The sequence below is a fragment of the Limnobacter sp. G6BE5S genome, assembly GCF_058448965.1.
Genome location: NZ_JBZFLM010000004.1, coordinates 208,430 through 230,854, shown reverse-complemented (window position 1 = coordinate 230,854; position 22,425 = coordinate 208,430). Strand labels below are relative to the sequence as shown.

The following is a 22,425-nucleotide window of genomic DNA, read 5'->3' as shown; positions in this document are numbered from 1 at the left end:
GTCCTTTCAAAACAAACGGGGACGCACGTGCGCCCCCGGAATTCAACGCAACCGATTCAGATTAACGTGAAAATACTTGTGACGCTGGGAAGAAATAGGCGATTTCGTTCGCAGCAGTTTCAGGAGCATCAGAGCCGTGAACGGCGTTGGCATCAATGCTTTCAGCGAAATCAGCACGAATGGTACCGGCGGCAGCTTCCTTGGGGTTTGTGGCACCCATCAATTCACGATTCGTGGCAATGGCGTTCTCGCCTTCCAGGGCTTGAATCATGACTGGGCCGGAAATCATGAACTCAACCAGGTCATTGAAGAACGGGCGTGCTTTGTGTACAGCATAGAAGCCTTCAGCTTCAGCGCGTGACAGGTGCGCCATGCGTGCAGCAACTACCTTCAGGCCAGCAGCTTCAAAGCGGCTGTAAATTTGACCAATTACGTTTTTTGCAACAGCATCAGGCTTGATGATGGACAGGGTGCGCTCGATTGCCATGGTGTAACCACTCCGAAAAAATTAGAAAAGCGTGAAAATTAACCCGCGATTATAGCTGGTTTATGTAAAAAACCCAATCACAGGACTGACCCACCCATTGAATTGAAACTTTTCGCCATTACCATTACTCTAAATCCATACAAATTCGCGTTTTACAAAGGAGCGAGTACACATGTCTGAATTCAGAACCGCACAATTTGGCCGCACGGCCGGTGGTGTATCTACCGTAGAAACCAACCGTGTTCTGCGAAACACCTACTTCTTGCTGGCCCTGTCGATGATTCCGACAGCCTTGGGCGCTTTTGCAGGTATTCAATTCGGCTTCTTCCGTTTGTTTGCTGGCAGCCCTATTCTTTCATTCGTGGTCATGCTTGCCGCCATGTTCGGTTTTATCTGGGGTATCCAGCGAAACCGCAACAACTCGTTTGGTGTGGTGCTCATGCTGGGCTTCACCTTTTTCATGGGTCTCATGCTGTCGGGCATTCTATCGGTCGCCCTGAGCCTGTCGAACGGTAGTTCCATCATCATGATGGCTGCGCTGGGTACAGCCGGTATTTTCTTCGGCCTGGCCAGTTACGCTGCGGTCACCAAACGTGATTTCACCAACATGGGCAAAGGTCTGTTGATTGGCTTGGTCATGGTGATTGTGGCTTCTGTGGCCAACATTTTCCTGCAAATGCCAGCACTGTCGCTGACCATTTCCACCATTTGTGTGGGCCTGTTCTCGCTGTTTATTCTGTATGACCTGCAACGTGTAATGCGCGGTGGCGAAACCAACTACATTTCCGCAGCGCTGAGCATTTACCTGAGTTTGTACAATTTGTTTGTTAATTTGCTGCAGCTGCTCATGGTGTTTGCAGGTGGCAGCCGCGAGTAAATACGCGAACCCTGGAAAAAGTTACTGCGAAGTAACTGATTTTTAAGCAGTTTTTTTGACACTTTGCAGCATCGAAAGTTGTTGCAAAGTGAATTTCAAAAGCGCAGTATGAAGTTTCAGTGGGTCGGTATCTATACTGACCGCCGAGTTGGTGAGGCAAACGCACCAACGAAAACGGGGCCGCAACGGCCCCGTTTGTTATTTATACGCTCAGTAAAGTAATCACAAATAATCGCTGTAGGCCAACCGCTCAAACACCGCAATTGATTCAACATGCGCCGTGTGTGGAAACATGTTGACCACCCCTGCTTTCATGAGTTTGTATGAACCTAGATTGCACAACACGGCAGCGTCACGCGCCAAGGTGCCAGGATTACAACTCACATACACAATACGTTTGGGCTGAAATTCAGCACGCGCCCCCACAATGGCCTTACAAATTTCCAAAGCGCCATCACGCGGTGGATCGACCAACACTTTGTCGTACTGCCCCCAGCTTTCCCACTCGGGTGTTTCCACTTCGAACAGATTGCGTACATGAAACTCTGTTTTGTCTGCCAGGCCATTGAACTGCGCGTTTTCACCAGCCCGGTCAACCAGGTCTTGCGAACCTTCAAAGCCTTTCACGTAACTGCTTTTTGTAGCCAAAGGCAAAGAAAAATTGCCCAAACCGCAAAACAGGTCAAGCACGCGGTCTTCAGGCTTCAAATCGAGCAATGACACCGCACGGCTAATCATGGCGTCGTTGATCAGGTGGTTCACTTGCGTGAAGTCGGTGGGCCGAAAGCGCATACGAATTCCAAAACTGGGAATTCGATAGGTCAGGTCCACTGGTTTGTCTGCTTCCAGACGATGCGCAGTGGCCGGGCCACCAGGTTGCAACCACCAGTCGATTCCCCACTCAAGGCCGAAGGCACGAAGTGTGTCCAAATCGGAGTCACTAAAAGGTTCGAGATGGCGCAACACCATTGCGGTAACGCCATCGCCCACGGCCAACTCAATTTGGGGCACACGCATGTAAATGCTGAGCGTAACCAACATATTGCCAAGCGGCACAATCATGTTGGAGACATGCTTGGGCAACACATGGCATTGCTGCATGTCGGCCACATACGAGGAAGCTTTCTCGTGAAAACCCACAAAAAAGCGATCTTTCTTGATCACGAAACGGGTGCTTAGGCGTGCACGGTGACGATAACCCCAAAACGAGCCGTAAATAGGCGGCATCATTTGTTCAGGGGTTTGGCGGCCAATCCGTTGCAACAGGTCTTCAAGGGCACGATTTTTGATGGCCACCTGGGCATTGGGTTCGATGTGCTGCATGGCACACCCGCCACACACGCCGTAATGCGGACACTTGGGTGTGGTTCGCGTGGACACGCTGTTGAGCACCTGAAGCGTTCTGCCCCTTGAATAACTCGGCTTGACGCGAGTAACTTCAGCAACAACAGTTTCGCCGGTGATGGCACCATCGATAAAATGCACCTTGCCATCGACATGACCAATACCATTGGCATCCAGATCAATCGACTCAATGGCAACTTGCACCTGTGGAAACACCACAGGTGTTCTTTCTTTTTTCTTTTTGCGGCCCATGGCTACTTTCGATAAAAATTAACGGGCTGGCAGGTAATCCATTGGGTCAACAGGTTTGCCCTGCTTGCGAACCTCAAAATGTAATTTGGGGCGATCGGAATCGGACTGCCCTGCTTCCGCAATTTTTTGGCCCTTGGTCACGGGTTCACCTTCTTTGACCAACAAGGTTTTGTTGTGCGCATAGGCTGTCAACAAATTGTTGTCGTGTTTCAAAATGATCAGGTTGCCATAACCACGCAAGGCGTTACCGGAATACACCACACGCCCGGCCTGAGAGGCCATTACGGGGTCACCCACTTTGGCAGCAAGGTCAATGCCCTTGTTCACACCTGCTTTGTACCCTTGAATAATTTCACCCGGGTGCGGCCAAATAAAGCCCAAAGTAACCGCCACTGGCGCAGGCGGCTTGATTTCGGGCGCTGGCGTGGCATCAACAGGTCTTGCGCCACCCGCCGGGGTAATCGGGGTCACTTCAACACCGCTGTCTTCAATGGTTGAGCCTGCCACGACGCCAGGCGCGCCTGTTACACGCAGTTTTTGACCAATACTCAGCTTGCTGGGATCGCTCAAGTTATTGGCTCGAGCCAGTTCACGCCAATCAAGACCAAAATCAAGGGCAATGCTGTACAGGGTATCGCCGGCCTTCACGGTGTAAACACCATCGGTGGCCACTGCAGTATCGGAGGATCTGGACGGCAAACGATCCACAACCGGGGCTTGATTCCCAGTTGTAGTACACGCGCCAAGAAAAATAAGGGTTGCAAACCCAACTGCCAATGCACGTGTGTGACCCAGCAATGGGGTTCTAGTTAATGCGCCACGTTTCATACGATGCGAGTTCCTTGTAACAGGGGTACGAATTTTACCAAGTCTTTTTTCTCACGATGCCATTTATCGACCTTCAAGCGATCAACAATGACCAGATTTTGCTGATTTTGATCAGCCACGGGCACAATAAGACGCCCGCCAATTTTGAGTTGCTTTAATAAAGCTTGCGGAATTTCCAAACCAGCTGCGGCCACAATGATGACATCAAAAGGTGCCTGTGCGGGCAAGCCAGCTAGCCCATCACCATGAATTACTTTGACTTTCGGAAAGTCTGCAAGCTTTAAATTACGCTGGGCCTTGTCATACAACGCCTCAATGCGCTCTATGCTGACCACTTGTTTTGCAATCTTGGCAAACACAGCGGCCTGATAGCCACAGCCCGCCCCCACTTCGAGCACATTGTCGAGCTCAGTCCGACCATCCAGCGCGTATTCCGCAAAACGCGCCACGGTGAACGGGCGCGAAATGGTTTGTTGGTGACCAATCGGTAGTGCTGCATCTTCATAGGCCCGCGAAGCAAAAGCTTCATCCACAAAAAGGTGGCGCGGTACTGTGCCAATCACATCCAGCACACGCTGGTTCGTGATGCCCAATGTTTTAAGCTTTTGAACCAGATGCCCGCGTGCGCGCTCAGAGGTCAGGCTTGACCCACCGAGGCGTTCCGGTATGCGATCCAGTTTGCGCGCAGACTGGGTAATCAGCGCAGGTGCTGGCTTGAAGCGAGGCTTTTGATCCATTTTTTTGTTTTACAGCCAATCGGCCAGGGTTTTCATTTGTTCAAGGTCAGTCAAATCAGCCTTCAATGGGCTGATTGAAATTTTACCCTGCTTCACCGCATAAAAATCGGTTCCAGGGCCAGCATCTTTCGCGCCACCGGGTGGGCCAATCCAGTAAACGGTTTCATCTTTGGGATTCTGGGTTGGAATAACTGGTTCAGCATGGTGCCGTTTGCCCAAGCGGGTGCATTCATAGCCCTGCATGTCGTCGTAAGGAATGGGAGGAATATTCACATTCAGCAAGCAGTGTTCAAGCCCCAGTGGATTGTTCAGAAAACGGTCCACGATTTCAGCAGCAACACGGGCCGCGCTGTCCAGGTGCGCATAACCCTTGCCGGCCAGCGAAAAAGCAATGGCAGGCAGACCACACTGGAAGCCTTCCATGGCTGCGGCCACGGTGCCCGAGTAAATGGTGTCGTCGCCCATATTGGCACCGTTGTTGATACCGGAAACGACAAGATCGGGGCGGCGTTCCAGCAAACCTGTTACTGCCACATGCACGCAATCGGTGGGGGTGCCATTCACATAGCGAAAACCGTTGGCCGCTTTGCGCACAGTAAGCGGGCGATCAAGCGTAAGGGCGTTTGATACACCTGATCGGTCTTGTTCGGGCGCCATGACTTCCAGGTGAACTGTGTTGCCGAATCGTTCTAGCAAGGCACCATGCAGGGCCAGAATGCCAGGGGCGCTGTAGCCATCGTCGTTGCTGATTAAAATATGGGGAATGGTCAAAATCAGGCTTCCTTGCGGCGAAACACCCAAGTGTTTTCAGTGGATTCTTTGGCTGCAAAAGAATAACCGGCGACCTTGAATTTTTTCAGTTGCTCTACATCAGTGATGCGTTGATCAACAATGTGACGGGCCATCAGGCCGCGGGCCTTTTTTGCAAAGAAGCTAATGATTTTGTACTGACCATTTTTATAGTCTTGAAAGGCAGGCTGTACCACACGTGCATTCAAAGCCTTGGTATCGACCGACTTGAAATATTCATCCGAAGCCAGGTTCACCAGCACCGGGTCTTTTTTGCCGAGCTCTTTGTTCAAAGCGGGCGCCACAGTTTGCTTCCAGTATGCGTACAAATCTCTGCCTGCCGAATTGGGCAGCTTGGTGCCCATTTCAAGCCGATAAGGTTGCATTAAATCGAGCGGGCGAAGAATGCCGTACAAACCCGACAAAATACGCACATGCTTTTGGGCAAAGGCCAGTCCATCTTCGTCCAGGGTTTTGGCATCAAAACCATCATACACATCGCCATTGAACGCCAGCAATGCAGGCCGCGAATTTTTCTTGGTGAACTTGGTTGACCATTCGCTGTAACGCGTTGCGTTAAGCACCCCCAACTTGTCAGAAACTGACATGAGTTTGGAAATATCAGCCGGACTCATAGGGCGAAGAATGTTCACCAACTCGGCTGCCTGCTCAACAAATTGGGGCTGCGTGCTGGTTGAAACGGACAAGGGTGTTTCGTAATCGAGCGATTTTGCGGGAGAAAGAACTACAAGCATGGACATGCATCACCTGGTTGTTACTACGGGTTTATTATCGCAGGATCTGGCAGGTGATTCAGGGACAGGGTGGTGTGAAGCCGGGAAAAATACCCAAGACAAGGTATGCGAGACACTGGTTTTTTTGAGGTTGGCCGCGGATGCGACATTGTCGCTCCGCTTCTGGCCGTGTCTCCCAGGCTGTCTCTCCCGAAGATGAATGTATTACCTGTCATATGCACAAATGGATTCAAGCAAATGTGTTGGCAAGTTTTGATTTACTGTATATAATCACAGCATGTCAATTCGAGATTGGTGCCATGAAAGGTTTAACTGCTCGTCAACAAGAAATTCTGGATCTGATTCGCGATCAAATCGCGCAATTTGGCCGCCCCCCAACCCGTGCTGAAATTGCACGGCAATTGGGCTTTCGCTCTGCCAACGCGGCAGAAGATCACTTACAGGCTTTGGCCAAGAAAAACGTCATCGCGCTCGATGCCAGCACCTCGCGCGGCATTCGCCTGCTGGGTGAATATGCTGAAGGTTTGGAAGAAACCGCCAGCAAGGCAGCCGAACGTGCATTCGAGCATTTCATGCAACTGCCGCTAATTGGCCGTGTTGCAGCAGGCAGCCCGATTCTTGCGCAAGAACACGTGGAAAAACAAATTCCGGTTGATCCATCGCTCTTTCCCGACAAGCCCGATTACCTGCTGAAAGTACGTGGCATGTCCATGAAAGACATCGGAATTATGGATGGCGACTTGTTGGCAGTAAAAAAAGCAAGCACCGCACGCGCAGGTCAGGTGGTGGTTGCGCGTGTGAACGACGATGTCACCGTGAAACGTTTTTTTCAGAAAGGCCATGTGGTTGAGCTGCAAGCTGAAAACAGCGATTTCGCCCCCATTGAAGTCGACTTGCGAACAGAAACATTCGCAATTGAAGGTTTGGCTGTTGGTTTGATCCGCCAGGGCCAGTTGCACTAAAAAGCAGTCATTGCACCAAGAGCAATGTCGGGGGTTGTTGTGTCGTCTGATCTTGCCAACATTCACCCTGGCGTTTGGCGCGCCCATCAGCTAGCCAGCAACACCAGCGTACGCATACCTAGCGGCTTTGCTGCCCTGGATCAACAATTGCCAGGGGGTGGCTGGCCCACCCGAAACCTGATTGAACTGCTGTTGAAACACCACGGCATCGGCGAGCTTCGCTTTCTGATCCCCGTGTTACGCAAGCTTTCGCTAGAACAAAAAAAACTGGTGCTGATTGGCGCGCCACTGCTTCCACTTACACCCGTATTTGAACAGTTCGGTGTGGCTTTAAACCAAGTCCATTTAATTCAAACCGACAAACCTCAAGATCGGCTTTGGGCGATTGAACAAGTACTTCAAAGCGATTCATTTGGTGCGCTTTTCATGTGGTTACCCGAGGAAAAAGCATTGTGCAGCCCCACCGTATTACGCCGCTTGCAATACCAGGCCACACGCTCACAAGGTTTAAGTTTTGTATTTCGCCCTATTCGGGCACAAATTCAGCCCTCCCCGGCTTCGCTGCGTTTGTGCCTGACCGCGCAAAGCCCCAACAGCTTGCGCGTGCATTTGATCAAACGCAGGGGCCCTGTGCTGGAACAAGCAGTATTGATTGATTTACCCAAACCGCAAGGTGCTTTACCCGACACCCCGCACTCACAGGAGCTTGTTCGTGCGCTGGATCGCCCTGAGTTACAAACAAACTTTCAAACAACCCTGCAAGCCACAGGAAACTACACCTCAGTTTGACGCCAATTCACTGTTTGAATTGGCAGCACATTACAGCCCGATGGTGTGTTGGCGACAAGACCAACACCATGAATATGCGGGGTGGTTGGTTGAAGTGCACAGCAGCTTCAGGCTGTTTGGTGGTGCACAGGCTTTGCTTTCGCAATTGTGGCAAAGCGCAGAAGAGTTTCCTGGTGAACTGCAACTGGCCAACCACCACACCGCCACTGGGGCTTGGTGGCTTGGTAAATGTGCGCCTGCGCACACTGAAAGTGACTTTCTGGCCATGCTGAGTTTCAATGACAACAGCTTGTTGTCCCTGCCAACACATGCACTGGATTGCGATTTAAAGTTACAAACCACCTGGCAACAATGCGGCTTTAATCGCATTGGTGATTTGTGGCGTTTGCCGCGCGACGGGTTTTTAAAACGCTTTGGCGCGCAGGCACTGGCAGAACTTGATTCAGGCTTTGGCGTTCAAAACAAATTGGCACCAGGCGCGGTTAGCCACACACCTGCCAACACCTTTGAACAAGAAACGGAATTGCCGTTTCACAGCGACAGGCTAGACCTGATTGAGCACCACGCACAAACCCTGCTTCAAGCAGTGTGCCGCTGGTTAAAGCAGCAAAAACATGGTGCACGTGAATTGCAGTGGTCCTTCAAGCATGCGCATGGTGAAGAAATTTTGCGCCTTCGAAGTGCGCAGCCCACCGACTGCCTTGATACCTGGAAACGGCTGCTGCACCACCAACTGGGGCGAATGCAATTTGAAGATGACATACGCAACCTGCGGGTACAGTGCGCGCACAGTGAATTGCTGCCCAATATAAACACCAGTTTTTTACCCGATCCAGGGAAAAGCTTGCACAATTGGGACAATACCTGCGATGTTCTGCGCGCGCGCCTGGGCGAACAAACCGTGTTGTTTGCAGCCACTGAAAGCGACCCAAGACCGGAATACAGCGTTGTGTTGCAGCCTGTCCCCTTAATTAAAAATTCAAGTATTGCCTTTAAAAAAGGCGATAAAACACACACCCCTGAACTGAACAACGCCACCTTGCCCTGCAGTGCGCCAAGGCCTTTGTGGTTGTTGCCACAGCCCAAACCCTTGCAAGGTAAAACCCCAAGCTGGCAAGCCGGTGGCCCTTGGCAGTTGCTCAGTGGCCCTGAGCGTGTTGAGTTTGGCTGGTGGGATGCCCAACCTTGCAAGCGCGATTACTATTGCGCACGCGACAGCAACTCGAGTTTGGTGTGGCTGTACCAAGACCTGCTTGAAGACAACACACGCTGGTTTTTACACGGTTACTTTGCATGACTAAAACCATGGAAAATCCGATCCGCTTTGCGGAACCACTGGCATTGAGCAATTTCAGTTTTTTAAAAAGTGCATCGCACCCCGAAGAACTGGTTCAACAGGCGAAACTACTGGGTTACAGCGCCATTGGCATTGCCGATGAATGTTCGCTTGCGGGCATTGTTCGCGCACACCAGGCCGCCAAAGAAAGCGGCATACAACTGCTGGTGGGTGCGCAATTTCTGTTTGCACACAGCAGTCAATTTGCTGGCCAGCGCATTGCCCTGGTTGTGAAAAATAAAACGGGTTACACCCACTTGTGCCGGCTGATTACACAGGCACGCAGCCGTGCATTCAAAGGCGATTACCTGTTTACCCGCGAAGACCTTGCCGACATTCCACCCGGACTGCATTTATTGCTGCTACCCGATGAGCGCAACAAAGAAAACTTGGCTGCACTGCTAAGTTGGTGCGCCAAACGCTTCACTGGCCGAATGCACTTGGTGTGCAATTTGCAGCACAGGGGGTTTGACAAAGCATGGTTGCTGCACTTGCAAACTTTGGCCCACTTGCACCATGTCGAATTAATGGCCAGCAATTTGCCTGTGATGCATTCAAGCGAACGAAAAAACCTGCACGATGTGCTCACTGCCATTCGGCTGAACTGCAGCCTGAACGAGGCCAGACCCTTTCTGGAAACGAATGCGCAACGTTGCCTGCAACCCTTGCAGGTACTTGCCCAAACTTACCCGCACACCTTGCTTGAGCAAACCACGACACTGGCGGCGCAATGTGTGTTTTCGCTCGATGAATTGCGCTACCAGTACCCCCGTGAAATCAGCCCCGAAGGCCTGGAGCCCACAGAGTACTTGCGCCTGCTTGTAGAGCAAGGTGCGATGCAGCGCTACAGCAACGCAGTACCCGCAAAAGTTCGAAAACAGATTGAACATGAATTGACGCTGATTGAAGAACTGAAATTTGAGGCTTACTTTTTAACCGTTCACGACATTGTTCGCTTTGCGCGTTCGCGCAATATTTTGTGCCAGGGACGTGGATCTGCCGCCAATTCCGTGGTGTGTTATTGCCTGCACATTACTGAAGTAAACCCCGACAAAATGGCGGTGCTGTTTGAGCGTTTTATTAGCCGCGAACGCAACGAGCCACCCGACATCGACGTGGACTTTGAACACACACGCCGCGAAGAAGTGATTCAATACATATACAAAAAATATGGTCGTGACCGGGCCGCATTGGCCGCCAGTGTAGTGGTGTACCGGCCCCGCTCGGCACTGCGAGATGTGGGAAAAGCACTGGGATTGGCCACTGACGTGATTGAGCAATTGGCCAAGTCACAAGATGGCGGTTACAGCCGCAGCATGCGTGTCGACCACATGGTGCAGGCGGGAATTGATGTGCGTCAAACCACGATTCAACATTGCGTGCATTTGGCTGATGAACTATTGGGTTTTCCGCGGCATTTGTCGCAACACACAGGTGGCTTTGTGATTGCGCGCGACAGCCTGACTGAACTGGTGCCGGTTGAAAATGCATCCATGCCAGACCGCAGTGTGATTCAGTGGGACAAAGACGACCTGGATGCCATGGGCCTGATGAAAGTGGATGTATTGGCGCTGGGAATGCTGAGCGCCATCCGCATGACACTGGACGAACTGCACAAAAAGCGGGGCGCCCCCCAAACCCTGCAAGCCATACCGCCTGAAGACCGCGCAGCTTACGACATGATGTGCAAGGCCGACACTGTGGGTGTGTTTCAAATAGAAAGCCGCGCACAAATGGGCATGCTGCCACGCCTGCAACCCCGCGAATATTACGACCTGGTAATTCAGGTGGCCATTGTGCGACCCGGCCCCATTCAAGGCGGCATGGTTCACCCGTTCTTAAAACGCAGGCAAGGCCTGGAGGCAGTGAACTACCCCTCGGATGCCTTGAAAGAGGCACTGGGTCGCACCGAGGGTGTGCCAATTTTTCAGGAACAAGTGATGCAGGTGGCCATTTTGGCTGCAGGCTTTACACCGGGCGAGGCCGATGCGCTGCGCCGCGGCATGGCAGCCTGGAAGCGCAAGGGTGGCCTGCACCATTTCTATGAACGTGTGGTGGGTGGCATGGTAGAACGCGGCTACACCCGCGAGTTTGCCGAAAGTATTTTCAGGCAAATGGAAGGCTTTGGCGAATATGGCTTTCCGGAAAGCCATGCAGCCAGTTTCGCGATGCTGGTGTATGCGTCGGCCTGGCTGAAATGCCACCACCCGGATGCATTTTTGTGTGGCTTGCTCAACGCTCAACCCATGGGTTTTTATGCACCTTCGCAACTGATTCAGGATGCGCAAAGGCACGGGGTGAAAGTATTGCCCGTGGATGTGCAATGCAGTGCGTTTGAAACCCGGCTGGAAACCCGGCTGGACAGTTGCAACGGCACCTTGCTCCCTGTTCGCTTGGGCCTGAACCGTGTGAATGGCCTGAAAAACGATGCTGCTTTGCGCATTGTTCGAACCCGTGAACAAGGCCTGTTTGAAAGTGTGGAAGACCTGACCAAACGCGCACAGCTTGACCGCGCTGACCTGCTTGCGCTGGCCGACGCCAATGCGCTGGAACAACTGGCCGGGCACCGCCGCCAAGCTGTGTGGCAAACTGCAGCAACCGAAACAAATGGCTTTCGAGATGGCGCAAGAAACCCAGACTTGCTGACCCACACCCGAAGCAATGAAACACCGCTTGCATTGCCAAAGGCCAGCGAACTGGAAGACATGCTGGCTGATTACCGCGCAACCGGTGCAAGCCTTCAACACCACCCTATTTCATTTTTGCGCAAGCAACTGGCACCTTACAAAATAAGGCAGGTTGAAGAATTGCGCACCTACCCGAACGGCCGATTGGCGCGTGCCTGCGGCATTGTGACGCACCGGCAACGCCCGGCCACTGCGCATGGCACCGTGTTTTTAAACCTTGAAGATGAAACAGGCAATGTGAATGTCATTGTGTGGAACAGCCTGGCAGAGGAACAGCGGCAAGTGTTACGCAATGCGCAAATCATGGGCGTATTTGGCATATGGCAGCGCGAAGGCGAAGTATGTAATTTGGTAGCACGCAGGCTGGTGGACTACACCCACCTGCTTGCGCAACTACAAACACCTTCTCGCGATTTCAAATAGACCGGGGACAAATCAGATATCCACTTCAACCAAATTGCCTTTGTCTTCCAGCCAGATGCGGCGTGCACCACTTTCAGTGCGTCCCATCAACATGTGCATCATGGCGTTGGTTTGGTCTACATCGAGGCTGCCCAAAGTAACCGGCAACAAACGGCGCGTGTCTGGGTTCAAAGTGGTTTCCCAAAGTTGCTCCGCATTCATTTCGCCCAAACCCTTGAAGCGGGAAATCTTGATGTTCGCCTCTTTCACACCTTCCTTGCCCAGCTTGTCTTGCACGGCGTAAAGCTCGGCTTCGTCCAGACAATACAGTTTGCGTGCAGGCTTCTTGCCCTGTGCAGGCACATCCACGCGGAATAACGGCGGGCGAGCCACATACAAATTCTGGCTGCGAATGAGCGCAGGGAAATGTTTGTAGAACAAGGTGAGCAGCAACACCTGAATGTGCGAACCGTCCACATCGGCATCGGAAAGAATACAAATTTTGCCGTAACGCAAACCGCTCAAGTCGGGGTTGTCGTTCACACCATGGGGGTCTACACCAATGGCCACTGCAATGTCGTGAATTTCCTGATTGGCAAACAGGCGGTCTTTGTCGGTTTCCCAGGCATTGAGCACCTTGCCGCGCAAAGGCAACACCGCTTGAAATTCTTTGTCGCGCCCCATTTTTGCAGAGCCACCGGCGGAATCGCCCTCGACCAGGAATACTTCGTTCAAAGTAATGTCAGTGCTTTCACAATCGGTTAACTTGCCCGGCAAAATGGCCACCGAAGAGCTTTTTCGTTTTTCAACTTTTTGCGCTGCACGCGAACGGGCTTGCGCTTGTTTAATGGCCAGTTCAGCAATTTTTTTGCCGTCTTCCACATGCTGGTTCAACCACAACTCGAACGCAGGCTTCACCAGTGAGGACACCAAACGCACTGCATCGCGGCTGTTCAAGCGTTCCTTGATTTGACCTTGGAATTGCGGGTCGAGCACCTTGGCTGACAGCACAAAGTTGGCCTTGGAAAATATGTCATCAGGCATCAATTTAATGCCCTTGGGCATGAGCGAATGCATTTCGCAGAATGCCTTGATGGCCTGGAACACAGCCTCGCGCAGGCCCGATTCATGGGTACCCCCGGCAGAAGTTGGAATCAGGTTGACATAACTTTCACGCACAGGCGCACCTTCGGCCACAAAGGCCAAGGCCCAGGCTGCGCCCTCGCCTTCAGCGAAACCTTCGTCGCGCAGCACATCCACGTTCAGGTCGCCACTGAACATGGGGGCGACCAGTTCACGGTCCAGCAACTCCTCGCGCAAAAAGCCACTCAAACCATCCTCAAACTTCCAGCGTTTGGCTTCACCGGTTTTCTCGGTCACGAGTACAACTTCCACGCCCTTGAGCAACACCGCCTTGCTTCTCAGCAAGCGATCCATTTCATTGAGAGGCAGCACAGCTGAGTCAAAGTACTGGGGATCGGGCCACACGCGCACCGTGGTTCCCTTTTTTGGATCGCCGCTGGCTTGGGGACGTACTTTCAGGGGCTCGATCACATCGCCACCGCTGAACACCAGTATGCCCACCTGCTTGTCGCGCACAGCGCTCACTTCAAGCCGGGTAGACAAGGCGTTGGTGACAGAAACACCTACACCATGCAGACCACCGGAAAACCGGTAGGCACCGCCATCGGCCTTATTAAACTTGCCACCTGCATGCAAGCGGGTAAACACCAGCTCGATTACGGGTACTTGTTCTTCAGGATGAAGGCCGATCGGGATGCCCCGCCCTTCGTCTTGCACCGACACACTGCCATCGGTGTGAACGGTGACCGTAATTCTTGAACCAAAACCACCTAAGGCTTCATCAGCCGCGTTGTCGATTACCTCTTGAATAATGTGCAAGGGGCAGTCGGTGCGGGTGTACATGCCAGGGCGCTGCTTGACTGGCTCTAGCCCCTTAAGGACACGGATGGACGATTCTTGGTACTGGCTCATGACAACCTGATAGTTCAATGACCGCTTGATGATACCAATAATTTCAGCCCATTTCGGGCCGTACTGGAACCATCTGCGGCTGTGCCAGCACTCATGATCAAGATAGGAAATTTGTAGCGCGTGGTTAGCACACTTTTTAAGGCTAATAAAGCAGCATGTCACCCCACCCCCTATCCATGGTGACACCTCATTCGGACTTTTTGCAGCCTTGATACGCTGTGGCGTTATTTAAACCATTTGCCAAGGCCGACCATGATTCCACTTCCGTTTCAAGTAGAGAGGCTCGACATGAAACCGATTGCCCCCAAGTTAAAGATCACCGCAATTCAAAGGTGCTCGAGGGCGAATCTGGAAACAACCCGCTCGGAGTTCGAGTTGTTGGTGGCCAAGCAGGAAAAGCGGTTACGCAACTTCATCATCAAACATTTTCGTGATGAAAATGCAGTTGAAGATGTGTTCCAACAAACCCTGATTGAGGCTTACTGCTGCTGGGACAGTTTTCGGGGAGACGCAAAAAGAGCCACCTGGCTGTTCGGCATTGCACTGAACATTATTCGAAACACGGCCCGCCGCTCGCCACAGTACAAATTTCACTTCACCTCGGATGAAGACCTTGAACTGGAACAGGCAGAAGGCTCAGACCCCATGCAGCACTGCATGAAAAACGAGTTCAGCATCAAACTGGAATCGGCCATTGGAAATTTACCCAACGACCTGCGTGAGACCTTGATTCTGGTCGTTCAGCATGGCAATTCTTACCAGGAAGCGGCTGACATTCTAGGCATTCCAATTGGCACCGTGCGGTCACGCATTTCAAGATCACGTGCGCAATTGAAATCAATCTACGATTTGTACATGGACTAATGAACGCAAATTTGTCGACCCGATATGGGGCACTCAACAAAATTCTGGAGTCTTTGGGAATGAGTCCCAGCGACACCGAGCAATGTGCGGCCACAGACGGTTATCGAATCGATTTTGAAAAGAATTTCACAGTTGAATTGCAACACTTGAGCGGCTCAGATTGCCGAGTAAGCGCGAGAGTATTCAGCCTGGGGAAATCGCTTCAAGTTCAGGAAAACCAGATCAAATTGGCCTCGGCCTTGTTCGGCGCGCTGAAAGACGACATGCCCGCTGGCGTATCCATTGCAATTTCACACCACGACAACTGTTTGCGGCTGTGCCTGGAAATTGTGAGTGAGAACAACGACATTGTTATGACTCAATTTCAGGGATTTGTTCATGTGGCATTTGCCTACAAACAAACCTACTTCCAGAATAAAAGCGCAACGTAGCGTATTCAATCCCGACTTTGCGCCGCACTAAGTTGATCAAGTAAAACCGCTTGCAGCCAAGCTTCGAATTTTTCCCTGGCAGCAAGCAGATTGATTGCAGACATGGCCATGGATATTAGCAAGGTCGAATGCTCAGCCTCGTAAACACAGGTTTGCTCGAGAGACTTTGCTCGCCAACGTTGCGAAAGCCAGTTACGAAGGCAATTACTTTCATAGCTGTTCAAGACAAGCGTGGCTTGGAAATCGGAGGGGCAAGAAGAGGATTGCAACAATTCGCCATGCCCCAAGCCCTCAACAGCCTGCTGATCAATCAAGAACCAGTTTCCGGAAGCGCCAGGCGACATGAATAAACCGGGCCCTACACGACACCAGCGGTATCGCTGTGAACTTGTTGTGCAAGACTGCGGGGCGAAGTAAGGCCCGCAAAACGCTGCATGGCAAGGGGTTTCAGGGGGCGCGTATTCAGCTCGGAAAGAATGGATTTGAAGGTGTTGCGCGCGACCGAGCCAACGGAGTTTGCCGCATTGACTGCACCAGCCTGAATTGACGGGGTATTGGGATTAATCATTTGCAAGATGCCAATAAACTTAGTTTCATGAAAATTGAGTGGCTTTGCCAGCCAAAGGGTTCCCGACTTTCTCAAGAATATCGAAGCGTTTCATGCGGTAGTACAAGGAATGAACAGGTATGCCGAGACTTTCGCTGGCAAGACGCACGCACCCCTGATGAGCGTGAAGTGTTTGAATCAACACTGCCTTTTCAAATGCCAGCAGCCGCTGCTTCAAACCCGTTGCGGGCTCAACGCCAACGGCCATGCAAGAAGGTGTACCCAGGCCGATGACATGACGTTGTGCAAACGCGTGCAACTCCCGTACATTCCCCGGCCAGGGTTTGCTCAAGAGTTCATCAATATCGTCATGCTCAAGATCGGGCACCCCGAGTTTGAATTGTGTAGCCACTTCACCAAGAAAATGCCGATACAAGGGAATGATGTCTTCAAGTCGTTCAGCCAAGGCGGGAATGCGCACCTGAGATACGCTGAGTCGAAAATGCAGATCTTCCCGAAACTTCCCCTGCGCCACCAAAGTTTCCAGACTGGCTTTGGTGGAGGCAATGACCCTGAATGCAGCGCTGTAAGATGTTTGCCCACCCAGGCGCGTGGCCCCGCGATACTGCAAGGCATTTAATAACTTGGCCTGACAGGACAAAGGCAGGCTGTCCATTTCATCCAGATACAGCGTGCCATTGTGCGCCTGTTCCAGTTTGCCGGGTCTGTCTTTTAGGGCTCCGGTAAAAGCACCTGCCATCACGCCAAATACCTCGGCCTCGAAAAGTTGTTCTGGCAGCGCTGCACAGTTGACGTGAACAAACTCCCCCTTCACGCCAGACTGCGAATGTAACCAGCGTGCTGCGGTGTCTTTGCCAGCGCCTGTTGGCCCCAAAAGTACAGTATCAACAGGCAGTTGCTTTAATCGTTGAAGCTGGGATACCGCATGGCGCATGGGCTGTGAACGCACGAACTCCTCGCTGTAAGGCCCGGGATGATTGGTATGAAATGGTTTTCGGTCTGATCTGAACGGCTTGGTGCGTGTCAGCTTTTCCAGTACTTGCATGGCAGCCAATGGGTTGGCGGGGTGAACGATCGAAGCAAAAATAGGAATGTCGTGATAAACGTACTCTTGCCAGGGTGTTTCAATAAACCGGATGATCTGGGTTTCCGGATTACGCCCCTGTGCCTTGAAATGCTCGATTAAATCACCAATTGCTTCCAGCCCATGGTCCACCAACAACCAGTGTGCGGGCAGGTTGCGCTTGGCCATCAATTCAGCAAGTGACAATTCATGAACACTGGCCTGCATCAACAAAGCTGCTGCACGAAGTCGGCTTTTAAGTTCTTGCGATTCAATGCAAAGGATCAACTCGGTCATTTGTAGCCTTGGCACAATAAATTGAACAATATTTATTGTGAGGGCTGCTTACGCCAAATGAATCACCCCTTGGGATTAGTCAATGCTGTGATTCTGACTGCGCCATCACCTCCACCCGAAGCATGTCCCTTGCACGAGACAATCGGGACCGAACCGTACCAATGGGCAAATCCAGCTCAAGTGCGGCGTCCTGATAAGTAAAACCCTCGAGCAAAACAAGCTGCACCACTGTTTGCATTTTGCCCGGAAGTTGATCAATCGCCGACTTCAGGGTTTCCATGCGCTCCTGGCGCATCAAGGACTCTTCGGGCTCGCAGATTGAATCGGCGGGAATCATGCTGATCTGCTCATCGAAATCGTCGCCTTGAAACCGAAAACTGGTGTCGCGGTAGCGAAAGTTTTTCACCAGGTTCAGTGCAATGCCAAACAGCCATGTCTCGGGTTTGGAGTCGCCACGAAAACGGGCCCAGTTGCGAAACGCGGCCATGTGCGTTTGCTGGATAAGATCATCCACATAATCCTCCCGGCGAAGGTGCTTGCGAACAAAATGGGTCAAGCGCGATCGCTGCGATTTCAACAAGGCTTCAAGCGTGCAAAGTTGTGCTGCGTTCAGCGGTGCGGGTGTGCTTTCATCAATACCCGACACGGTGATTTCGAACTGTTGAACGTTTGCGATTTGTTCCATGGCCTGCCTCTATTTGCTTGTGTGTGGTAACAAGCGTTGTGCAGTGTGCATGCCAGGGACAGGTAATTTTCAAATGCCTGATTTCATGGTGTATTTATTGATTAGCTCTTGTAAGTTCTTTGATTTTTTATAAATTCCGTACTCAATATGATCCAAAATCTCTAAATCAGAACCCGGTCGGGCTCAGGCTGACGGCAGATGCGGTGTAAAATGCGCTCATCTCGCGGTAGTACAATGGATAGTACGAGGCCCTCCTAAGGCTTAGATACAGGTTCGATTCCTGTCCGCGAGACCAGGCATAAAAAAAGCCCCTGACAAGTCAGGGGCTTTTTCAATTGAACGGCAAATAAATTAGCTGGCTTGCTCAGTCAGAATCTTCCAGCGACCATCTTCTTTCTTCAATCGCAAAGTTTTGCGCACGTTGTCAGAATACTTGTCAGCTTTGTAGGCCTGATCAAACTCTGCAGTGGCTTCTTCGCCATTGATTTGAATATTCAGGTTGCTGATGTCAACCTCAATATTCGACTTGTTGGCAATTCGGGCGCGGCGCTGGCTTTCCCACTGTGAACGGCTTAGTGCACCAGGCAGCTCGAAGTTGGCAGAATAAAAGCTGAGGTAACCCTCCACATCGCGGGCACTCCAAGCTGCAGCCCAATTGCTCACTGCTTCTGTCACTTCAATTTGCAGCTGAACCGGGCTGGGGCCAGCAGGTGCTGCGGGTGCCGCCACAGGTGCTGCGGGTGCTGCAGCTGCCATGGGGTCGCTTGCAGCAGGCATTTCACCGTTCAACAAATCGTCCGCAGGCGGCAACGCAGGATCCAGCAAGGTATCTGCTGCTGGATCAATTGCGGGGTCTACAGCAGGTTCTGCAACGGGTGCAGGTGCAGCAGCCGGTGCGGGCGATTGGTCAAGTACTGCCGGGCGAAGTTGGTCAAGTCCCAGGAAATGACTGACTGGCCTCAAGTTATCGGCATTGTTGATCAAGGCTTGACCACCATAGGTCACGATGAGCAAACCAATGAACAAGGTGTACACGGGCAGCAACCAGCGTTCGTACCTGTAGTAGAACGGCTTGCCTTTCACTTCGTCGGCAACCTTGTCCATTTCAGCCTCACCCACGACCTGGCGAGTGAGCAGTTGGTTCAATGCCACCGGCGGCGAGAGATAACCCAACTCGAACGCTGTAATGACGATCATCCAGAAGTGGACCGGGTGTATGCCATTGCTGTAGGCAATTGGCGCCACTGTGGCCGACACAAGAATAACCGCGCCGAATGGATCCATCACCATGCCGATGAATACCATCATGATCATGAATAGCGTCAATGCACCCCAAATGCTGGCCATTTCGGCAGGAACAATGCTCATCAAGCCAGAACGTTCAATCATGCCGCCCACGCTAATGGACAAAGCCATCAACATGATCAGGGCACCAATGTGACCAATGGTCTCAGAGGTGGCACTGCGCACCGCCATTTCCAGACCCTGGTTTTTCTTCTTGTCTGCTGGCGTATCACCACCTACTTTGGTGGGGCCGCCGCGCAGCTTGTCGAAAATAATCACGAACAGCATGATCACAGGCAGCATCACGGGCGCTGTGAACTCATCCAGTTTGGTGTCCAGCAAATATTCATAACCAAATACCACCAGCATCACGATCACAATGTAAGGCGATACGGGTACCAATGCTCGCAGGGATTGTGGCAGTGCTTCCTTCGCCTTGGCACGTTCAGTGACACGCCCTTCTGCTTTTAGCAGCGCGATCAACATGAAGATAGTCGAAGTCAATATGAACACGAACAGACCCCAGCCATACAGTTCACTGGTGGTCACTTCCTTGTTCAATGCGGCAATTACCACAATCAGCAAACAGGGGCGAAGCACCACACCGAGCGAGCCCGACATGGCTGTTGCGGCCAATGCAAATGGACGGCGTGCGCCAGAGGCAAGCACTTCCCGATAAACAATCGCACCGGCGGCGATCACGAACACACCGGAGGCGCCTGTGTAGGCGGTTGGAATGGCCGCTGCGAGCAACACAATCCAGGTGAATATTTCAGGCGGAAGCTTCCAGGGCTTGAGAATGTCCATGAACAAGGACACCACACGGGTCTGCTTGAGCAACATACCGGCCCACAGATAGAGCGCCAGGTTCAGGAAAATGCTCGACAACTCGGTGATCTGGCCAAAGTAAATGGCCAAACCAGCAATGTAGTCGTCCATGAAAAAGTTGATACCCGCATTCAAGGCCATGAATGCATACAGCGGGATACTCAACAGGCCCATGCCGTAGCTTCCGCCCTCTTCAGCCTGTGCTGGAATTTTCAGCACGTCTTTCAGACTGATGAACGACAGGCTGGCAAACAGGGCAATCGCAATAATACTGATCAGCGGATTTTCAACCGCCACACCCGAGTCGTATTGAAGCTTCAGGTAATAGGTGGCTGAAATGGTCATCAACAGGTTTGCACCCAGCATGGCCAACGAAGAGACCTGGAAGTCTTTCTTGGTGCGTGGTGGACGCAAACTGATGTGGTGGAACTGCTTGGTGGTTGAAATGGCAGCAATTGCGACCATGATCAACAAAATCAGGGGACGGTTTTCAGTACCGAACTTGAAAATGCCAAAAAAGCCGGTTTCAACTTCTCGAAACACCTCGACTTCGGGTGTGATGGCTTTGCTCACCCTTTCATATACAGCAAATCGCTCGCGGCATTGATCACGGGCGGCTTCCAAAGAAGCTCGAATCTCGTTGGGGTCAACAGCGACATCACCGAATAACAAATCCAGATCAGACTTCGGTGCACTCTCTGCATCGGCGACCTGTTTGGTCACAAGCGCGTCAATGTCGGGATTGGCTTCGCAGGTGGGTGCTGAAGGATCTGCACGCAGCAAAAAGTATTGAACCTGATTTTCAGGATCGCCGAACATGCGCTCGCCTAGCCGCAAGAGCTGACCGTGCACCATTTCACCCGTACCAATAATCAGGGTGAGTAACAACAGGGAGAAAATCGGTAGGCTGGATAACCACTCGGACGGTGTGCGACCCATCCATTTCTTGCCGGCGGAACTCTGCATAACGGATCCTTATCAGCGCCAACTTTGAGTTGGCTGATCAAATAGCGAATTAAAAGTAATAAAAAGGGGGCAACGGCAAGCCCCCATTACTGCAAAGGCAAACAGGCGGGAATAAGCCCCGCCCTGGATCGATTACAGCTCGGTCTTGGTTGCGCACTCGGAGTCAGCGCGGTTCACGCTACAACGAATCTGCTTCATGATATTCAAGGCCTTGGGATCGTATGAACCGCCTTTGGCCAACGCCACGCGTGATTCACGCAGCAAAATAGTGTATTTCACAGAGTCGGCAGCAGGAATATCCATCCACGCTGCGTTGGGGATACCCTTCTCAGCATTGGTAATGATTTGCATGCCTGCAGGGAATTTCTTGAACCAGTAGTCACGAGATTTCTGGGCAAAACCCTCGGGGAACTTGCTCTTGTTCACGATGACCTGATAGGTCAAGACAGCCACCGGGAAGCGAACAATTGCGCCTGCGCTGCCCAAGCCTTTGTAAAGCTCAAGCGGTTTATAAGCGGCGGCGGGCGCAGCAATAATGTCGACAGAACCATTGTTGAATTTGGCACCGAAGTTGGAAATATCGGCTGAAACAGGAGACGCACCTACCTTGGAAATCATTTCCTTTTGGGCAGAGTCGTAGTCAAACGAGGCGATCTTCTTGCCAGCCAGCTTTTCAACTGAGTTGATGTCACGGCTTTTTACATACAGGTATGCAGCGCCGAAAGGAATGATACCGGCCACTTGATAGTTGCCCTGAGTCATCAACGCATCTGCTTTTTCAGTCGCGAACAGTTGAATGGTGCGCTTGACCACTTCATAGCTCAAAGGCATGTCTACCTTACCGTCTTTCACAACAGAGGCCGCACCCAATGCATCGATTGAACCAGCAACCGAGTTGTAAGCACGCGTGCGAAACGAGGTTGCTACCAACATATCGCACTGGCCTGTTTTGAAGTTCTCAGAGGCGATTTTCTCGTCAGTAAACGCTTCCAGCTCCAGGTCGGCACCGAAACCTTTGGCTGCCAACACGTAGTCTTTGCTCAGGTTAAATACGTCGCCGCCTGCGCCCAGAATGTCGAATACACAAACTTTCTGTTTGGCCAAGGCCGGTGATGCGGATGCCATCAAGGCCAAGCCCAAGCCGGCGGTGATTGCTTTGATTTTCAACTTCATTGTCTGGTCTCCCAAAATTGTGTTTT

The 22,425-nt window shown here is 51.9% G+C and carries 20 protein-coding genes and 1 tRNA gene; 8 read left to right on the top strand and 13 right to left on the bottom strand.

All coding sequences use genetic code 11. The features are described from left to right. Positions 1-61: 61 nt before the first annotated feature. Positions 62-487, bottom strand: coding sequence for a nucleoside-diphosphate kinase (gene ndk / locus ACVL1J_RS09060; RefSeq protein ID WP_341236593.1), 426 nt, complete (start codon positions 485-487; stop codon positions 62-64). Positions 488-659: 172 nt separating this feature from the next. Here ndk and ACVL1J_RS09055 point away from each other — a divergent pair, with 172 nt between their 5' ends. Further along, complete coding sequence (locus ACVL1J_RS09055) at positions 660-1,364, top strand: Bax inhibitor-1/YccA family protein (RefSeq protein ID WP_159570683.1); 705 nt, start codon at positions 660-662, stop codon at positions 1,362-1,364. A 222-nt stretch (positions 1,365-1,586) separates the two neighbouring features. Here the strand turns inward: ACVL1J_RS09055 and rlmD are convergent, their stop codons facing one another. Genes rlmD through yaaA form a run of 5 tightly spaced genes read right to left on the bottom strand, consistent with a single transcriptional unit; the run spans position 1,587 to position 6,069 of the window. Beyond that, positions 1,587-2,960: a 23S rRNA (uracil(1939)-C(5))-methyltransferase RlmD gene (gene rlmD / locus ACVL1J_RS09050; protein WP_491665306.1), complete on the bottom strand. Its 1,374-nt coding sequence runs from the start codon at positions 2,958-2,960 to the stop codon at positions 1,587-1,589. A gap of 18 nt (positions 2,961-2,978) precedes the next feature. Then, a complete protein-coding gene (locus tag ACVL1J_RS09045; protein ID WP_341236591.1) occupies positions 2,979-3,788 on the bottom strand; it encodes a peptidoglycan DD-metalloendopeptidase family protein in 810 nt (269 codons plus the stop codon). Then, entirely contained in the window at positions 3,785-4,525 is a 741-nt protein-coding gene (locus ACVL1J_RS09040) for a protein-L-isoaspartate(D-aspartate) O-methyltransferase (protein WP_159570692.1), read from the bottom strand. The genes ACVL1J_RS09045 and ACVL1J_RS09040 overlap by 4 nt, the downstream gene beginning before the upstream one ends. Before the next feature lie 9 nt (positions 4,526-4,534). Beyond that, entirely contained in the window at positions 4,535-5,296 is a 762-nt protein-coding gene (surE, locus tag ACVL1J_RS09035; protein WP_159570695.1) for a 5'/3'-nucleotidase SurE, read from the bottom strand. Positions 5,297-5,298: 2 nt separating this feature from the next. Beyond that, positions 5,299-6,069: a peroxide stress protein YaaA gene (yaaA, locus tag ACVL1J_RS09030; RefSeq protein ID WP_341236642.1), complete on the bottom strand. Its 771-nt coding sequence runs from the start codon at positions 6,067-6,069 to the stop codon at positions 5,299-5,301. Positions 6,070-6,368: 299 nt separating this feature from the next. Between yaaA and lexA the strand changes: the two genes are divergently transcribed. From lexA to ACVL1J_RS09010, 4 genes are read left to right on the top strand one after another with little or no spacing between them, the layout of a single operon-like run. Beyond that, positions 6,369-7,031, top strand: coding sequence for a transcriptional repressor LexA (gene lexA, locus ACVL1J_RS09025; protein ID WP_159570701.1), 663 nt, complete (start codon positions 6,369-6,371; stop codon positions 7,029-7,031). Positions 7,032-7,070: 39 nt separating this feature from the next. Then, positions 7,071-7,820, top strand: coding sequence for a translesion DNA synthesis-associated protein ImuA (gene imuA / locus ACVL1J_RS09020; protein ID WP_491665305.1), 750 nt, complete (start codon positions 7,071-7,073; stop codon positions 7,818-7,820). Beyond that, positions 7,744-9,117, top strand: coding sequence for a DNA polymerase Y subunit UmuC family protein (locus ACVL1J_RS09015; protein WP_341236589.1), 1,374 nt, complete (start codon positions 7,744-7,746; stop codon positions 9,115-9,117). Before imuA ends, ACVL1J_RS09015 begins: the two co-directional genes overlap by 77 nt. Continuing rightward, complete coding sequence (locus tag ACVL1J_RS09010) at positions 9,114-12,266, top strand: error-prone DNA polymerase (protein WP_341236588.1); 3,153 nt, start codon at positions 9,114-9,116, stop codon at positions 12,264-12,266. Before ACVL1J_RS09015 ends, ACVL1J_RS09010 begins: the two co-directional genes overlap by 4 nt. Positions 12,267-12,278: 12 nt before the next feature. Here ACVL1J_RS09010 and ACVL1J_RS09005 read toward each other — a convergent pair whose 3' ends face one another. Beyond that, positions 12,279-14,240: a DNA topoisomerase IV subunit B gene (locus tag ACVL1J_RS09005; protein WP_159570713.1), complete on the bottom strand. Its 1,962-nt coding sequence runs from the start codon at positions 14,238-14,240 to the stop codon at positions 12,279-12,281. A gap of 288 nt (positions 14,241-14,528) precedes the next feature. Here ACVL1J_RS09005 and ACVL1J_RS09000 point away from each other — a divergent pair, with 288 nt between their 5' ends. After that, on the top strand, positions 14,529-15,104 hold the full coding sequence (locus tag ACVL1J_RS09000; RefSeq protein WP_159570716.1) for an RNA polymerase sigma factor: 576 nt from the start codon (positions 14,529-14,531) through the stop codon (positions 15,102-15,104). Continuing rightward, complete coding sequence (locus ACVL1J_RS08995) at positions 15,104-15,535, top strand: hypothetical protein (protein WP_491665304.1); 432 nt, start codon at positions 15,104-15,106, stop codon at positions 15,533-15,535. The genes ACVL1J_RS09000 and ACVL1J_RS08995 overlap by 1 nt, the downstream gene beginning before the upstream one ends. Before the next feature lie 5 nt (positions 15,536-15,540). Here the strand turns inward: ACVL1J_RS08995 and ACVL1J_RS08990 are convergent, their stop codons facing one another. The 4 genes from ACVL1J_RS08990 to ACVL1J_RS08975 all read right to left on the bottom strand — a co-directional run bounded on the left by ACVL1J_RS08990 (position 15,541) and on the right by ACVL1J_RS08975 (position 18,148). Next, positions 15,541-15,879, bottom strand: coding sequence for a hypothetical protein (locus tag ACVL1J_RS08990; RefSeq protein WP_159570720.1), 339 nt, complete (start codon positions 15,877-15,879; stop codon positions 15,541-15,543). 14 nt (positions 15,880-15,893) lie between these two features. Next, complete coding sequence (locus tag ACVL1J_RS08985) at positions 15,894-16,103, bottom strand: hypothetical protein (RefSeq protein WP_341236585.1); 210 nt, start codon at positions 16,101-16,103, stop codon at positions 15,894-15,896. A gap of 25 nt (positions 16,104-16,128) precedes the next feature. After that, entirely contained in the window at positions 16,129-17,463 is a 1,335-nt protein-coding gene (locus tag ACVL1J_RS08980) for a sigma 54-interacting transcriptional regulator (protein ID WP_341236584.1), read from the bottom strand. A gap of 79 nt (positions 17,464-17,542) precedes the next feature. Further along, the gene (locus ACVL1J_RS08975; protein WP_159570729.1) at positions 17,543-18,148 is read right to left on the bottom strand and encodes an RNA polymerase sigma factor; all 606 of its coding nucleotides are present in this window, start codon (positions 18,146-18,148) and stop codon (positions 17,543-17,545) included. A gap of 220 nt (positions 18,149-18,368) precedes the next feature. Here ACVL1J_RS08975 and ACVL1J_RS08970 point away from each other — a divergent pair. Continuing rightward, positions 18,369-18,443: transfer RNA gene (locus ACVL1J_RS08970), tRNA-Arg, on the top strand. 56 nt (positions 18,444-18,499) lie between these two features. On the opposite strand, the gene ACVL1J_RS08965 is transcribed toward ACVL1J_RS08970, so the two are convergent. Together ACVL1J_RS08965 and ACVL1J_RS08960 are read right to left on the bottom strand one after the other, a co-directional pair. After that, on the bottom strand, positions 18,500-21,226 hold the full coding sequence (locus ACVL1J_RS08965; RefSeq protein WP_491665303.1) for a TRAP transporter large permease subunit: 2,727 nt from the start codon (positions 21,224-21,226) through the stop codon (positions 18,500-18,502). Positions 21,227-21,358: 132 nt separating this feature from the next. Next, entirely contained in the window at positions 21,359-22,399 is a 1,041-nt protein-coding gene (locus ACVL1J_RS08960; protein WP_341236582.1) for a putative solute-binding protein, read from the bottom strand. Positions 22,400-22,425 lie beyond the last annotated feature (26 nt).

Coding starts and splice junctions, on each gene's coding strand:
- ndk (WP_341236593.1), bottom strand. CDS start 487: ATGGCAATCGAGCGCACCCTGTCCATCATCAAGCCTGATGCTGTTGCA.
- ACVL1J_RS09055 (WP_159570683.1), top strand. CDS start 660: ATGTCTGAATTCAGAACCGCACAATTTGGCCGCACGGCCGGTGGTGTA.
- rlmD (WP_491665306.1), bottom strand. CDS start 2,960: ATGGGCCGCAAAAAGAAAAAAGAAAGAACACCTGTGGTGTTTCCACAG.
- ACVL1J_RS09045 (WP_341236591.1), bottom strand. CDS start 3,788: ATGAAACGTGGCGCATTAACTAGAACCCCATTGCTGGGTCACACACGT.
- ACVL1J_RS09040 (WP_159570692.1), bottom strand. CDS start 4,525: ATGGATCAAAAGCCTCGCTTCAAGCCAGCACCTGCGCTGATTACCCAG.
- yaaA (WP_341236642.1), bottom strand. CDS start 6,069: ATGCTTGTAGTTCTTTCTCCCGCAAAATCGCTCGATTACGAAACACCC.
- lexA (WP_159570701.1), top strand. CDS start 6,369: ATGAAAGGTTTAACTGCTCGTCAACAAGAAATTCTGGATCTGATTCGC.
- ACVL1J_RS09010 (WP_341236588.1), top strand. CDS start 9,114: ATGACTAAAACCATGGAAAATCCGATCCGCTTTGCGGAACCACTGGCA.
- ACVL1J_RS09005 (WP_159570713.1), bottom strand. CDS start 14,240: ATGAGCCAGTACCAAGAATCGTCCATCCGTGTCCTTAAGGGGCTAGAG.
- ACVL1J_RS09000 (WP_159570716.1), top strand. CDS start 14,529: ATGAAACCGATTGCCCCCAAGTTAAAGATCACCGCAATTCAAAGGTGC.
- ACVL1J_RS08995 (WP_491665304.1), top strand. CDS start 15,104: ATGAACGCAAATTTGTCGACCCGATATGGGGCACTCAACAAAATTCTG.
- ACVL1J_RS08990 (WP_159570720.1), bottom strand. CDS start 15,879: ATGTCGCCTGGCGCTTCCGGAAACTGGTTCTTGATTGATCAGCAGGCT.
- ACVL1J_RS08985 (WP_341236585.1), bottom strand. CDS start 16,103: ATGATTAATCCCAATACCCCGTCAATTCAGGCTGGTGCAGTCAATGCG.
- ACVL1J_RS08980 (WP_341236584.1), bottom strand. CDS start 17,463: ATGACCGAGTTGATCCTTTGCATTGAATCGCAAGAACTTAAAAGCCGA.
- ACVL1J_RS08975 (WP_159570729.1), bottom strand. CDS start 18,148: ATGGAACAAATCGCAAACGTTCAACAGTTCGAAATCACCGTGTCGGGT.
- ACVL1J_RS08965 (WP_491665303.1), bottom strand. CDS start 21,226: ATGCAGAGTTCCGCCGGCAAGAAATGGATGGGTCGCACACCGTCCGAG.
- ACVL1J_RS08960 (WP_341236582.1), bottom strand. CDS start 22,399: ATGAAGTTGAAAATCAAAGCAATCACCGCCGGCTTGGGCTTGGCCTTG.